Origin of the sequence: uncultured Sulfitobacter sp. (assembly GCF_947502895.1) — a bacterium.
Lineage (GTDB): Bacteria > Pseudomonadota > Alphaproteobacteria > Rhodobacterales > Rhodobacteraceae > Sulfitobacter.
Genome location: NZ_CANNBM010000001.1, coordinates 1,560,744 through 1,574,389, shown reverse-complemented (window position 1 = coordinate 1,574,389; position 13,646 = coordinate 1,560,744). Strand labels below are relative to the sequence as shown.

Annotated in this window: 11 protein-coding genes; 7 read left to right on the top strand and 4 right to left on the bottom strand. The window is 57.6% G+C overall.

The features are described from left to right. Positions 1-53: 53 nt before the first annotated feature. On the bottom strand, positions 54-1,445 hold the full coding sequence (locus Q0903_RS07725) for an amidase family protein (RefSeq protein ID WP_299414317.1): 1,392 nt from the start codon (positions 1,443-1,445) through the stop codon (positions 54-56). Between the two features lie 130 nt (positions 1,446-1,575). Between Q0903_RS07725 and Q0903_RS07720 the strand changes: the two genes are divergently transcribed. Continuing rightward, entirely contained in the window at positions 1,576-2,691 is a 1,116-nt protein-coding gene (locus tag Q0903_RS07720) for a serine/threonine protein kinase (RefSeq protein ID WP_299414315.1), read from the top strand. A gap of 16 nt (positions 2,692-2,707) precedes the next feature. On the opposite strand, the gene Q0903_RS07715 is transcribed toward Q0903_RS07720, so the two are convergent. Further along, positions 2,708-3,985 carry a Hint domain-containing protein gene (locus tag Q0903_RS07715; protein ID WP_299414312.1) on the bottom strand — a complete coding sequence of 426 codons (1,278 nt, stop codon included), beginning with the start codon at positions 3,983-3,985 and terminating at the stop codon, positions 2,708-2,710. Between the two features lie 262 nt (positions 3,986-4,247). Between Q0903_RS07715 and Q0903_RS07710 the strand changes: the two genes are divergently transcribed. Both Q0903_RS07710 and Q0903_RS07705 read left to right on the top strand, forming a co-directional pair. Further along, entirely contained in the window at positions 4,248-4,661 is a 414-nt protein-coding gene (locus tag Q0903_RS07710; protein WP_299414309.1) for a hypothetical protein, read from the top strand. 33 nt (positions 4,662-4,694) lie between these two features. Continuing rightward, a complete protein-coding gene (locus tag Q0903_RS07705) occupies positions 4,695-5,153 on the top strand; it encodes a hypothetical protein (RefSeq protein ID WP_299414307.1) in 459 nt (152 codons plus the stop codon). Between the two features lie 91 nt (positions 5,154-5,244). On the opposite strand, the gene Q0903_RS07700 is transcribed toward Q0903_RS07705, so the two are convergent. After that, complete coding sequence (locus tag Q0903_RS07700) at positions 5,245-6,837, bottom strand: 2-isopropylmalate synthase (RefSeq protein ID WP_299414304.1); 1,593 nt, start codon at positions 6,835-6,837, stop codon at positions 5,245-5,247. A gap of 308 nt (positions 6,838-7,145) precedes the next feature. Between Q0903_RS07700 and Q0903_RS07695 the strand changes: the two genes are divergently transcribed. Together Q0903_RS07695 and Q0903_RS07690 are read left to right on the top strand one after the other, a co-directional pair. Further along, positions 7,146-7,811 (top strand): SDR family NAD(P)-dependent oxidoreductase, encoded by a 666-nt coding sequence (locus tag Q0903_RS07695; RefSeq protein WP_299414301.1) that lies wholly within the window; start codon positions 7,146-7,148, stop codon positions 7,809-7,811. Continuing rightward, a complete protein-coding gene (locus Q0903_RS07690; protein ID WP_299414299.1) occupies positions 7,808-9,334 on the top strand; it encodes a cryptochrome/photolyase family protein in 1,527 nt (508 codons plus the stop codon). Before Q0903_RS07695 ends, Q0903_RS07690 begins: the two co-directional genes overlap by 4 nt. 144 nt (positions 9,335-9,478) lie before the next feature. Here the strand turns inward: Q0903_RS07690 and Q0903_RS07685 are convergent, their stop codons facing one another. Further along, positions 9,479-9,901 carry a thioesterase family protein gene (locus Q0903_RS07685; protein ID WP_299027367.1) on the bottom strand — a complete coding sequence of 141 codons (423 nt, stop codon included), beginning with the start codon at positions 9,899-9,901 and terminating at the stop codon, positions 9,479-9,481. A 241-nt stretch (positions 9,902-10,142) separates the two neighbouring features. Between Q0903_RS07685 and rlmF the strand changes: the two genes are divergently transcribed. After that, complete coding sequence (gene rlmF / locus Q0903_RS07680) at positions 10,143-11,060, top strand: 23S rRNA (adenine(1618)-N(6))-methyltransferase RlmF (protein ID WP_299414297.1); 918 nt, start codon at positions 10,143-10,145, stop codon at positions 11,058-11,060. A gap of 341 nt (positions 11,061-11,401) precedes the next feature. Further along, the gene (pnp, locus tag Q0903_RS07675) at positions 11,402-13,537 is read left to right on the top strand and encodes a polyribonucleotide nucleotidyltransferase (RefSeq protein ID WP_299027362.1); all 2,136 of its coding nucleotides are present in this window, start codon (positions 11,402-11,404) and stop codon (positions 13,535-13,537) included. The last annotated feature ends 109 nt before the right edge of the window (positions 13,538-13,646 follow it).

The window sequence follows — 13,646 nt, the reverse complement described above, 5'->3', positions numbered from 1 at the left end:
AAAGGTTTACTTGCATTCGCAAAATTTTGACATAGACCCGTTTCTGCAAGGCCTTATGGTGTCACCACCTGTATTGCAGGGCCGCGCGCTTCTATCGCTTCTGCTGCATCCAGCAATATGTCCTCGCGGTAACGCCCTGCAATCAATTGGGCACCCAACGGGACGCGCCCTGCCTCACTTTGTTCAAATCCGGTAAAGACCGACATGCCGGGCAAACCCATCAACGGCAGCCCCACTTGTGTCAGTTGCGCCTCCATCACGCGGGGGAAGTCCTGTAGGTCCAGCAGGTCGGGAAAAGGCGGCTCGGCGGAGATTGGACAAATCAAAACAGGATGTTTGGCGAGGAATGACTGCCATTCGCGCAGAAAGCCGAGGCGCGACTGCATCGCGTCCAGAACCTCGTTCAGGTCAGGCACTGGCGTCAGTTTATGCATTTCGGCCAGCACATGATTGGCATCAAGATCATCCTCTTGGGCAAATGCCGCCTGTGCGCCCCGTGCCATTTCCGCCAGCCACAGCTGCGCCTGACATCGCGCGGGAGCGCGGAAGGGCGGGCTGTCGACTTCGTCTACGCGCCAACCCGCATCAATCAGGCGCGAGGCCGCATCACGCAGCGCCGCTTCGACCAGCGGATGTGTTTGCAGCCCTTCGGGGGCCACACAGAGCGCGGCGCGGCGGGGGTATTCGGCGCCAATGAGTGGTGCAGGCGTGTGCCATGGATCGCGCAGATCAGGCTGGCTCATCACGTCAAGCGCCATGCGCACATCCCGCACGGAGCGCGCATGCGGACCCGACACCGCCATCAGCTGTGCGCCGATATGACGATCCGGCGCGCTGCCGTTCCATGCCGCAACGCGCCCCAGCGTAGGCCGGATGCCCTGTAACCCGCAGGCATAGGCAGGATAGCGGATGGAGCCGCCAATATCTGTGCCATGCCCGATCGCCCCGATACCCGCCGCCGTGGCAGAGGCCGCCCCACCAGAAGACCCGCCGGGCGTGATCGCGGCGTTGTGCGGATTGCGGGTATGCCCGTGCAGCGAATTGCGGGTGAACCAGCGTAGCGAGAAAGCAGGGGTGTTTGTCCGCCCCACAATTACAGCACCTGCGCGGCGCAGGTTGGTGACCACGGGATTGTCCTGCTCGGCTATCAGGTCGCGCTGGATGCGCAGACCGTTTGTTGTGGCAAATCCTGCCTGATCCACGTTTTCCTTGATCGTAACAGGCACGCCCGCCATCGGCCCCAGCGCAGCACCACTGGCACGTGCCGCATCAACCGCATCAGCTGCGGCAAGTGCTGCTGCATCATCGCGCGCCACAACCGCGTTAATCACCGGGTTCACCGAATCCATGCGCGCAAGTGTAGCCTCGGCTACTTCACGCGCGCTTATCGCACCCTGTGCGATCTGCGCCGCGATTTCTGCACCGTCCAATTCCCAAATTGCCATAAGCCCCTCCTCTTTCCGCTTTAGCGTGACACGAACTGCGCAATCAGTGCAATCGTATCGCATCCACGTCTTGCACCCACATGCCGGACGCCCTACCCATTTGACCAAATCAATCGCAGGGGAGTGCATCATGCAAAAAACAGTCGTGAACAGCTGGAACGAGTGGGACCCGCTCAAGCACGTCATTGTCGGGCGTGCCGATGATTGCCACATCCCGCCCGAGGAACCTGCACTGGATGCCAAGGTGCCAGAGGACAGCGACATGCGCGGCCAGTGGGGCCGCCGCCCGCAAGAAACCATCGACCGTGCGAACGAGTTGTTGGATAACTTTGCTGCTATGCTGCAAAAGCGCGGCGTGCGCGTGGACCGCCCTACCAGCATCGACCACTCCGTGCCCGCCACCACACCGGATTTCCACACCGAGTCGCAGTTCGGCTGCATGCCGCCGCGCGATGTTCTGCTGACGGTAGGGTCAGAGATGCTGGAAGCAACGATGTCTTATCGCTGCCGCTGGTTCGAATACCTCAACTACCGCCCGTTGATGCAGCAGTATTTTGACGAAGACCCGAACTTCCGCCATGAAAGCGCACCAAAGCCGCGCCTGACGGACGCGGATTACCATCCCGATTACCTGAACGACAAAATCGGGAACGCACAGCGCCTGAAATGGGCAGAAGAACGCCACTTTGTCACTACCGAGGAAGAGCCGCTGTTTGACGCCGCCGACGTTCTGCGCTTTGGCCGCGATCTGGTCGTTCAGCACGGGTTTACGACGAACCTAAAGGGCATCGAATGGCTGCGCCGCCACTTCCCCGATCACCGCGTACATACGGTCAATTTCCCCGGTGATCCCTACCCCATCCACATCGACGCGACCTTCACGCCGCTGCGCCCCGGTCTGATCCTCAACAACCCGCACCGCCGCCTGCCCGAAGAGCAGCGTAAGATGTACAATGACAACGGGTGGGAGATTGTGGATGCCGCAAGCCCCGCGCATAACACACCGCCACCGCTGTGCTATTCCTCCACATGGCTCAGCATGAACGTGCTGGTGCTGGACCCCAAAACCGTTTGTGTCGAGAAATCCGAGGTCTATCAGGCCGAGCAGATGGACAAATTGGGCATGGAAGTTGTCGAGGTAGAGCTGCGCGATGCCTATGCCTTTGGCGGTGGCCTGCATTGCTGCACGGCAGATGTTTACCGTGAAGGCAAATGTGAGGACTATTTCCCGAGCCTTAGCCGCTAAACGCCGGGTTCGGCCCTTAATGCAGGTGGACCGCGCGACCTCGCTGTCGCGCGGTTTCATACACCGCTTTTTCGTTTTTAAGATGTCTCGCCACCAACTGCTTTTGTGCCTTGCCTGTGGGAATAAGGGCAGCGGGACTGCTGCAATGATCTGACGTACATAATTCGGGAAAGATGCTTTGTAGTTCGGCCCGCGCCGCAGCGGGAATGGATTTCAGCGCCTCTGGCCCAGTGAACAGGCTTTCGCTTGGGGCGCCTTCGGCATGGATCACTTCATGGGCGTCAAACAAGATGTGGAAATACGACACCTCTGTCACCTGCTCATCCACATAGATACCCGGCAATGCGGTGAGTTTTTTCGCAGAGATCAGCGCCTGTCGCGTGCCGAACATCCGTTCGGCAACGGCGGATTGCACCAACATCCTGTGTTGTCGGCTGACCAACAGATCACGGCGAGGCAGCCCGCTGCCCAGCGCGCCTGCACAAATGCGCACTGGGCGCAGCTTGGGTTGGCGGCTGAGCATCTCACGGCTTACCTTGCTGGTGCTGATCCAGCGGATGCGCCGCGTGCCACCCCGCGCCACGCGCACGGCATCGCCTATTTTCAACTGCTCGACAGGACGCTCGCCGCGCGCCGTTTCAATCAACGCCCCACGTGTGAAACACAATATCTCGGTCGTGTTTCCAAATAGCGTGAACACATCAGCAGGGGTAATATTCGCGTTGTTCGAGCCGGTATAGAAATCCAGTGGTATCGTAGAATAAAATACGTTTCCCGCACCTACAGGATAGGTAAATGCAACAATATGCGTCGGGTCTGATGTCGTGAGCAGCGGCACCGCACCAGGGGGCATTGAGGTGCTTTCGACGTAGCCGTGGTTGGAGAAATTGCCCCCATCAAACGTGCTGTCTGTAATGGTCCCGTTCGGCCCGTTCACAAAACTGGACGGTGCGCCTGCGGCGACGTTCACGTCCGCACCGCTTGCAAAATTGCGGACTGATGTGATGCCAGAGCCCCCTGGCAAGATCGTTTGGGCGTTGGTGACATAGCGGTCAAAGATAATCAGGTTCATCCCGCCGTTCACAGCAGCAGCGATATCGGGGAGGTTTGCCAAATACTCGGCGCCAAAGCTGCCGTTACTGGGATTCACAACATAAAGGCTGTCCAAAGACGACAGTTGTGCAGTGTTCGGCACAGTCACGTTCACGGCCGTATCACCATTGTTGGTGATCTCGTCTACCTGACTCGCCAGACCCTGTCCGGTAGTCATTGAGTAATAGCCAACCGTGGCCATGTGCCTGATCCTTTTCTTTCCGTTAGGTTAAGTATCGGCTGGCATTACGGTGGAAATTGGACCCAAATTAGAAACAATTATGCCAAAATCAGAAACAGTGGCCGCAGGCTTGCAATGCAAGGCGGGACCGCGAGGGCATTATCCGGGCAACAACGAAGCAGCCAAACCTATAGCGCCCCTTGCCCGCATAGCCCCCCTGCCCGTATGACGCGGTCAACAGTCGCTGCTAATGGCGCACCCTCTTACCCAAAAGGCCCATGCCATGACCGACACCCCAGACGTTGCCCAACTGCTCGCAAATGCGGATGCGGCGGCACGGAATACCGATGCAGATGTATCCGAGATCGAAACCATTGTGGTCGAGACTGTCTCGGCTTTTGAAGCGCGGCTTCAGCATCATTTCGCCCGCGGTCCGTTTTTCGTGAAGCTGCGCAACAAGCTGGTGGCCGAGGGCCATGTCGACCTCGCGGAGACGGTCTATCACTATTACCTTGCTGCAAATGTCCTCAAACACGGCGGCGGCAAAAGCCTGCGTGAGCTGGAAAAACTGAGCGATCAGCCCTTTACGCTACAAGACGTCGAGGGCAAGGCGCTGATTGATGTCACCGCAAACCGTTTTCTGGCAGGTCTGGTCGAGACTTTGGGCCAGGCCCACGACATTTTAACGACTGTGTAGCAAAGCTATTGCGCACCCAAACAGGCGGTTGAAATGAGTTCAGGCAGCACCGAAACCTACCGACCCCGTGCCACTGTTGACCGCGGGGTTTGGGATTTGGATATCGTCAAATTCAAGATTTACGAGCTGCTTGCCGAGGGCAAAACCGTAACCCGCGAAATGATAGACATCGCTGGCCATTTTTTGCGCGAGGACGTTCTTGGCGATGTGGAAGACATGGGGGACAGCAACGGTTTGGGTTTTGTGATCATTCATCCCGGTGATACGGGTCTTACGATCGCTGCGCATTGGTGGGCGCAGGGGTCGGTGCTGTGCCAGCGGATCTATCGCCACCAGTACAGCGATGCCAAACCATTAGACACCATAAACCGTCCCGCCGTAGCCTGTGTTTGGGAGTTGTACATTATCACCGCCGAACAGAACCGATGGCGCGAAACGATGATGCAGCCTGAGCCGGACGAGACCGCTTATCTTGCGCCGCCACTACCCTGACAAAGGAGACGGGTGAAACAAGTCCAGCTTATGCCAAGTGTCTTGGCATGTGCGAGAACGGGGCCGAACATATGTCCAGCCCCTCCCGTCTTTAGCTTGCGTCTTTGTAGTTGATCTCGCGCTTGTCGGTGCCGCCTTTTTCGCGGCGCACCAGCAAACGGTTAAGAGCGTGGATATAGGCACGGGCGGATGCAACGACGGTGTCGGTATCTGCCGATTGCCCTGTCACGATGCGGCCCTCTTCCTCAAGGCGCACAGACACGGTGGCCTGCGCATCCGTGCCTTCGGTCACAGCGGCCACTTGATAGAGTTGCAGGCGCGCAGAGTGATCTACCAGCGCCTTGATGCACTTGAACGATGCATCGACAGGACCATCGCCTGACTGCTCTGTGCTGTGTTCGGCGCCGTCGATGACGAGGGTCATTTTGGCCTCGTTCGGGCCATCGGTGCCACAGACCACATGCATGGACTTCAGCTTGATCCGGTCGGCTTCGGGGTCGGAGGCAATGCGCATCAGAGCGATCAGATCTTCGTCATAGATTTCCTTTTTGCGGTCGGCCAGTTCCTTGAACCGCACGAACACATCCTTGAGCTGGTTGTCGCCCAATTCATACCCGAGGTTCTCCAACTTCGAGCGCAGTGCCGCACGACCCGAGTGTTTGCCCATGACGATATTCGTCTCGGCCAGACCTACGTCCTCGGGGCGCATAATCTCGAATGTCTCGGCGTTTTTGAGCATACCGTCCTGATGGATGCCGCTCTCGTGGGCGAAGGCGTTTTTTCCGACGATGGCCTTGTTGAACTGTACGGCAAAGCCGCTGACCGTGGCGACACGGCGCGAGATGTTCATCAACTTGGTTGCATCCACGCGGGTTTGGTAAGGCATGATGTCATTGCGCACTTTCATGGCCATGACGACCTCTTCGAGTGCGGTATTGCCCGCGCGCTCGCCCAAGCCGTTGATCGTACATTCAATCTGGCGCGCACCAGCCTCAACAGCGGCGAGGGAGTTGGCCGTCGCCATGCCAAGATCGTTATGGCAGTGGGTGGCAAAGATGATCTCGTCTGCGCCCGGCACACGCTCAAGCAGCATGCGGATCAGGTCGGCGCTTTCACGTGGGGCGGTGTAGCCTACTGTGTCGGGAATGTTGATGGTTGTCGCCCCCGCTTTGATCGCGATTTCGACTGTGCGGCAGAGGTAGTCGGCCTCGGTCCGTGTTGCGTCCATCGGCGACCATTGTACGTTTTCGCACAGGTTGCGCGCGTGTGTGACCGTTTCGTGAATGCGGTCGGCCATCTGGTCCATTGTCAGGTTCGGGATGGCGCGGTGCAGGGGCGATGTGCCGATGAAGGTGTGGATGCGCGGGTTTTTGGCGTGCTTGATCGCCTCCCAACAACGGTCAATATCGCCCAGTTGCGCGCGGGCAAGGCCACAGATTTGGGCGGTCTTGGCCTGTTTGGCAATCTCGGACACAGCCGCGAAGTCACCCTCGGAGGCGATGGGAAAGCCCGCTTCGATCACGTCGACGCCCATCTCGTCGAGCAGCTGGGCAATCTCGAGTTTTTCCGCGTGGGTCATTGTCGCGCCGGGGGATTGTTCGCCATCGCGCAATGTCGTGTCAAAGATCAAAACCCGGTCTTGGATCACACCGGAGGCGGGCGCATTTGGGGTCGTATCGGTCATGTGATTGTCTTTCTTTTGTCTGCTGTTTTTGGCGCGCGGCACATCCCTCTGAGCGGGCGCGCCGTTGGGCACGCTCAGAGGCGGGCTAGCAGCAGGGCACGTAGCAGTGGCGCGGCGGGGCGCGCAGAGGAGGGGCTATGTGCGTTCATATACATGGCCTTATTTATAACGAGGGTTTTTCAGATGGGAAGGGGGATTATCGGAGTCTTTATGGGAAGATTGCCCAAGGGCAACCTTCCGTGAGTTTAAGGGAAAAATGAAGACGGGGGTGGCGTTGATGCCCGCAGGTGGTGCGCTATCTGGGGCGTATGGATAAAGTATTGATTATAGGCGCCTCGGGCGGCATTGGTGACGCGCTGGTTGCCGCGTTTGAGGCGCAAGGCGCTGAAGTTGTTGGGCTATCGCGCAGACAAGACGGTCTGGATATCACGGATGAAGCATCGGTTGAGGAGCATCTGGGTGCGCTGGAGGGACCGTTTGACAGGATCATCGTGGCCACAGGCGCGCTGGAAATCAACGGCGCCGCCCCAGAGAAGACTATCCGTGCCGTGAGCGCACAGGCGATGGCGGATCAGTTTGCTGTCAATGCAATCGGGCCTGCGTTGATTTTGCGGCATGCAGCGCGGTTGCTGCCGCGTGAGGGGCTCAGTGTGTGTGCGGTGCTGACCGCGCGTGTCGGCTCCATCGGGGATAACGGGATCGGCGGGTGGACCAGCTACCGCGCCGCAAAGGCGGCGGCGAACCAGATTGTGCATACCACCGCGATAGAGCTGAAGCGGACGCACAGCGAGGCGATTTGTGTGGCGCTGCACCCTGGCACTGTCGAGACACCGTTTACGGCGAAGTATCTGGCGCGGCATCCGTCCGTGCCCGCAGCAGAGGCAGCACAGAATTTGATAAATGTAATGAGCGGGTTGAGCGCCAACCAGTCTGGTGGCTTTTATGATTGGGCCGGTAAGGAGGTGGCGTGGTGAGCCGTCTTGTACTGGTGCTGGGCGACCAGCTGAGCGAAGGGTTGAGCGCATTGCGCGAAGGCTGCCGCGCGACGGACACGGTGGTGATGGCGGAGGTCGTCGAAGAGGCCACCTATGTAAAGCACCACCCCAAGAAAATCGCTCTTATTTTCAGTTCGATGCGCAAGTTTGCGGCATCACTGGAGAATGACGGCTGGACCGTGGCTTATGCCCAGTTGGACGATACGGACAATGCAGGATCCATCGTGGGGGAGTTGCTGCGCCGTGCCGAACAGACGGGGGCACAGGAGGTGATCTGTACCGAGCCCGGAGAATGGCGGCTTATCAACAAATTGGCCCATGCACCGATCAAGACAACGCTCCTGCAAGATGATCGTTTTCTGGCGAGCCATGCAGAGTTCGAGGAATGGGCCGAGGGGCGTAAAGCCCTGAGAATGGAATATTTTTACCGCGACATGCGCCGCAAGACAGGCCTGCTGATGGACGGCGACAAACCTGCGGGCGGGCAATGGAATTTCGACCATGACAACCGAAAACCCGCACCGGGAAGTATTGCGCCAGAAGGGCCGCTGAAGTTCGAGCCTGACAACATTACGGGAGATGTCCTGGCGCTGGTCGAGGCGAAATTCGGAAGCCATTTCGGAGAGTTACGCCCGTTCTGGTTTGCCACCACCCGCGCGCAGGCGCTGGAGGCGCTGGAACATTTCATAACCCACTCCCTACCGACCTTCGGCGATTATCAGGATGCGATGCTGCGCGGAGAGGATTTTCTGTTCCACGCCATCATCTCGCCCTATCTCAACATCGGGTTATTGGGGCCGCTGGAGGTTTGCCAAGCGGCTGAAAAGGCATATGAAAACGGCGATGCCCCGATCAACGCAGTTGAGGGGTTCATCCGCCAGATCATCGGGTGGCGGGAATATGTGCGGGGCATCTATTTCCTTGAGGGTCCTGACTATGCCAAGAGCAACGCTTTGAAACAAAAGCGCGATTTGCCTGCGATGTATTGGGGTGGCGAGACAGACATGGCCTGTATGGCCGCCGCCGTGGGCCAGACTGCGCGCGAAGCCTATGCGCACCATATCCAGCGTTTGATGGTGACGGGCAACTTTGCGCTGCTGGCGGGGATTGATCCCAGCCAAGTGTCGGACTGGTATCTTGAAGTCTATGCAGATGCGTTTGAATGGGTCGAAGCGCCCAATGTTGTGGGGATGAGCCAGTTTGCGGACGGGGGTGTTATTGCCTCGAAACCCTATGTGTCTTCAGGGGCTTACATCAATCGAATGTCGGATTACTGCAAGGGGTGCGCCTATAAGGTGAGCCAGAAGACAGGCGAAGGGGCCTGCCCTTTCAATACATTGTACTGGCATTTCCTTGATCGGCACCGCGAGCGATTTTCGAACAATGCGCGCATGGGGAACATGTACCGCACATGGGACCGCATGGACGAGGACAAGCGCGCCACTGTGCTGGCTGATGCGGAAGCGGTTTTGGCGAAATTGGACGCAGGCGAGCGGGTGTGACGCAACACCTGCAGGCTAAGCCAGCGAATCGGCTGTTAACGCCCTAAAAATATGAGGAATAGCGGGGGTGCGCTGCGTACAGAACGTGTGCACCCCTCGTACACCCCCCTGTGCACCGGTTACGGGGTAACAGACCGTGCGTTGCTAGGTCTCTTCTGGGTTGAGCCATGTCTCTAGCGTGGCGCGCACGGGATCGGGCCACGGGATCGAGGTATGTTTATCCAGATCGGAAGCCGCGAGGACCTGTGTGCTGCGCCACCGCTGTTCGCCTGCACAGCTGATGATGTGTTTGACCGTCATGGACGACCGCCCCACCTTGACCACACGCAGATCGAATGTGAGGGTCTGGCCGAACAGGGACGGCACCGAAAAATCACAGCTGAGATGCACGGTGGGTGTGCCCCAACGCTCTTTCCAGATCATCTCGTGCCACGGATAGCCGATATGCGCCCAGAATTCCTCGTTCACGCCATTGAGAATGTCGAGGTAGGCAGGGAAATAGGCGGTGCCCGAGATGTCACAATCGCCAAAGCGCAGCTCTCGGTTGGTGGTGAAGATTTTGGTCATTTGGGTGCTCTGGATTTGAATACTGTCGGGCTTGTTTAGCGGGAGCGAGGCGGTTTGCACAGGGTCACGGTTTGTTTTGCCGCTGCTGCACGCCCGCTGCAGGGCGCATGAATACGAAGTTGTAGGTTTTCCCATCTGTCGCCGCTGTGCAGCCTAACAATTTTACTACTTGCGCCCGAGGGTCTAAGAACGCTGCACGGTCTGGCACGTTGTCTCCAACCATTTTGATAAAGGCTCCTCCATGGCCAGCACACCCAAGCTGCATCCACGCAACCGCCATAAAGACGGCTATGATTTTGTGCATCTGGTGGCGCATTCACCGGAGCTTGAGGCGTTTACGACACGCAATCCTGTCGGCGTGACGACAATCAACTTTCGCGACCCAGCGGCGGTTCGTGCGCTTAACCGCGCCTTGTTGAAGGCATATTATCAAGTAGATTTCTGGGATATCCCTGCCGACTACCTCTGCCCGCCCATTCCGGGCCGTGTCGATTATATACATTATCTTGCTGACCTGCTGGCTGCTGACAACAATCAAAAAATTCCGCGCGGACGGGGTGTCAGGGCATTGGACATCGGCACGGGTGCCAGTCTGGTTTATCCCCTGCTGGGTCAAAGCGAATACGGCTGGGACTTCACGGGCGTTGATATTGACCCTGATGCGATCAAATCGGCACAGCAGATATGCGCGCGCAACAAACTGACGATTGCGCTGAGGCAGCAGAGCACACCCAAGGATATTTTCAGAGGTGTAATCAAACCCCATGATGCGTTTCACATCACGCTCTGCAATCCGCCTTTCCATGCGTCGATGGAAAAGGCCAGCAAAGGTACGCAACGCAAGTGGAGCAACCTTGGGGAAGGACGATCCAGCGATCTCAATTTCGGAGGGCAGAGTGGTGAGCTTTGGTGCGCGGGTGGCGAGATAAAGTTTATCGCGACCATGGTTGAACAGAGCAAGGAGTTTGCCGAGCAGTGCCTGTGGTTCACCTCGCTTGTGTCGAAGAAAGACAATGTTCAAACGCTGTCGAGGATATTAAAAAAGGCCAAGGTGGCGGAGTACAGGGTTGTTGAGATGGCACAGGGGCAAAAGACCAGCCGTTTCATTGCGTGGACCTACATCAGGGCGTCTCAGCGCGGCGTTTTTACGGCTGATTGAGCAATCCAGGGCTTGATCGAGACGGACCTTGGCCGGTTTGTCTGGTCATCATGCCTGCGGGGCTGTGAACCCGTCAGGCGATGCACGCGATATGCCCCCACGTGAGATCTGTTTGCGGGCAGACATGCCGCAAATCGGCGGCACAACCAAAGATTGCATGTCGATCGTTGCATTGGTCAGTTGTGACAGCAATCCTCTCTCCCTTCCCATCCTATCCATTCTCATGTACAGCCCCCCCATCGACCCGCCCGCACCCAGACCCCGATGCAGGCGAGGAAATAAAGGGGTCAGAGGGAATACGCCCTCTATGCAATGGCTAATGAGCCAACAAGGAAACGATGATGTTTAACGAAGTTAAGAAATCCATGCAGTGGGGCGAAGAGACGCTTACACTGGAAACAGGGAAAGTTGCGCGCCAAGCCGACGGTTCTGTTATCGCCACATATGGCGAGACATCCGTAATGGCGAACGTGACATTCGCACGCCAGCAAAAGCCGGGTCAGGACTTTTTCCCGCTGACAGTGCACTACAACGAGAAATACTACGCTGCGGGTAAAATCCCCGGTGGTTTCTTTAAACGCGAAGCGCGTCCAACAGAAAAAGAAACCCTGACAAGCCGTCTGATCGACCGTCCGATCCGCCCGCTGTTCGTCCCCGGCTTCAAAAACGAAGTGCTGGTGATGTGTACCGTGCTGAGCCACGATCTGGTCAACGACCCCGATATGGTCGCGATGATTGCAGCCTCTGCTGCGCTGACCATTTCCGGCGCGCCGTTCATGGGCCCGATTGCTGCTTGTCGCGTAGGGTATGAGGGTGGCGATTACATCCTGAACCCTGAAATCGACGACATGCAGGACCTGCGTCTGAACCCTGACCAGCGTCTTGATCTGGTTGTTGCCGGCACCAAAGACGCCGTGATGATGGTTGAATCCGAAGCCTACGAGCTGACCGAAGAAGAGATGCTGGGTGCCGTGAAATTCGCCCATGAGCAGATCCAGCCCGTTATCGACCTGATCATTGATCTGGCCGAAACAGCGGCAAAAGAGCCGTTTGATTTCCAGCCTGTCGATTACTCCGATCTGTCCGCTGCTGTCAAAAAAGCTGGCGAAAAAGAAATGCGCGCAGCATTCGCCATCGGTGACAAACAAGAGCGCACCGCCGCTGTTGCCGCCGCACGCGAGACAGTCAAAGCCGCTTTGACAGAAGAGCAGTTGGCCGATGCCAACCTCGGCTCCGCGATGAAGGGCCTTGAGGCCTCCATCCTGCGCGGTGACGTTGTCAAAACAGGCAAGCGTATCGACGGTCGCAAGACGGACGAAATCCGCGATATCGTCAGCCAGACAGGCATCTTGCCGCGTACACACGGCTCGGCGCTGTTTACCCGTGGCGAAACGCAAGGTCTGGTCGTGACCACGCTGGGTACCGGAGACGACGAGCAGTTCATTGACGCGCTGCACGGCAACTTCAAATCCAACTTCCTGCTGCACTATAACTTCCCGCCCTATTCGGTTGGCGAAGTGGGTCGTGTGGGCCCTCCGGGTCGCCGCGAAATCGGCCATGGTAAGCTGGCATGGCGTGCGTTGCAGGCGGTTCTGCCTGCTGCGACGGATTTCCCATACACAATCCGCGTTGTGTCCGAGATCACCGAGTCCAACGGGTCCTCCTCCATGGCGTCCGTTTGTGGTGGCTCTCTGTCGATGATGGATGCGGGCGTTCCGCTCAAATCCGCTGTTGCAGGTGTTGCTATGGGTCTGATCCTTGAGGATGACGGCGAATATGCGATCCTGTCGGATATCCTTGGTGACGAAGACCACCTCGGCGACATGGATTTCAAAGTGGCCGGTACAGAGGCGGGCATCACGTCCTTGCAGATGGATATCAAGATCGCAGGCATCACGCCCGAGATCATGGAAAAAGCATTGGCTCAGGCCAAAGCGGGCCGTCTGCACATTCTGGGCGAGATGAACAAAGCCATCTCGGGCGCGCAAGAATTCTCCGAGCACGCACCCCGTATCGAGACCATGCAGATCCCGACGGATAAAATCCGCGAAGTGATCGGTTCTGGCGGCAAAGTCATCCGCGAGATCGTCGAAGTCTCTGGCGCCAAAGTCGACATCAACGACGAAGGCATCATCAAGATTGCATCGCCCAATGGCGAAGCGATCAAGAAAGCCTACGACATGATCCACTCCATCGTAGCCGAGCCTGAAGAGGGCATGGTCTACACAGGTACGGTCGTGAAAATCGTAGACTTCGGTGCCTTCGTGAACTTCTTTGGCAAGCGGGATGGTCTGGTCCACGTCTCCCAGATTGAAAACCGCCGCCTGAACCACCCTTCAGACGTGCTGAAGGAAGGTCAGGAAGTGAAAGTAAAGCTCTTGGGCTTTGACGATCGCGGCAAAGTGCGTCTGTCCATGAAAGTGGTCGATCAGGAAACTGGCGAAGAAGTAAAAGAAGAAAAAGCAAAAGAAGAGTAACTCTTTACTGCTTTTGAATCATCAGGCCCCTGCGGAAACGCGGGGGCCTTTTGCGTTTGCCAATGCGAAACGCGGCTGTCTGATTCCCGCGATTACTGCGCCGTTCCGA

Coding starts and splice junctions, on each gene's coding strand:
- Q0903_RS07715 (WP_299414312.1), bottom strand. CDS start 3,985: ATGGCCACGGTTGGCTATTACTCAATGACTACCGGACAGGGTCTGGCG.
- rlmF (WP_299414297.1), top strand. CDS start 10,143: ATGGCCAGCACACCCAAGCTGCATCCACGCAACCGCCATAAAGACGGC.
- Q0903_RS07700 (WP_299414304.1), bottom strand. CDS start 6,837: ATGACCGATACGACCCCAAATGCGCCCGCCTCCGGTGTGATCCAAGAC.
- Q0903_RS07685 (WP_299027367.1), bottom strand. CDS start 9,901: ATGACCAAAATCTTCACCACCAACCGAGAGCTGCGCTTTGGCGATTGT.
- Q0903_RS07725 (WP_299414317.1), bottom strand. CDS start 1,445: ATGGCAATTTGGGAATTGGACGGTGCAGAAATCGCGGCGCAGATCGCA.
- Q0903_RS07695 (WP_299414301.1), top strand. CDS start 7,146: ATGGATAAAGTATTGATTATAGGCGCCTCGGGCGGCATTGGTGACGCG.
- Q0903_RS07705 (WP_299414307.1), top strand. CDS start 4,695: ATGAGTTCAGGCAGCACCGAAACCTACCGACCCCGTGCCACTGTTGAC.
- Q0903_RS07710 (WP_299414309.1), top strand. CDS start 4,248: ATGACCGACACCCCAGACGTTGCCCAACTGCTCGCAAATGCGGATGCG.
- pnp (WP_299027362.1), top strand. CDS start 11,402: ATGTTTAACGAAGTTAAGAAATCCATGCAGTGGGGCGAAGAGACGCTT.
- Q0903_RS07720 (WP_299414315.1), top strand. CDS start 1,576: ATGCAAAAAACAGTCGTGAACAGCTGGAACGAGTGGGACCCGCTCAAG.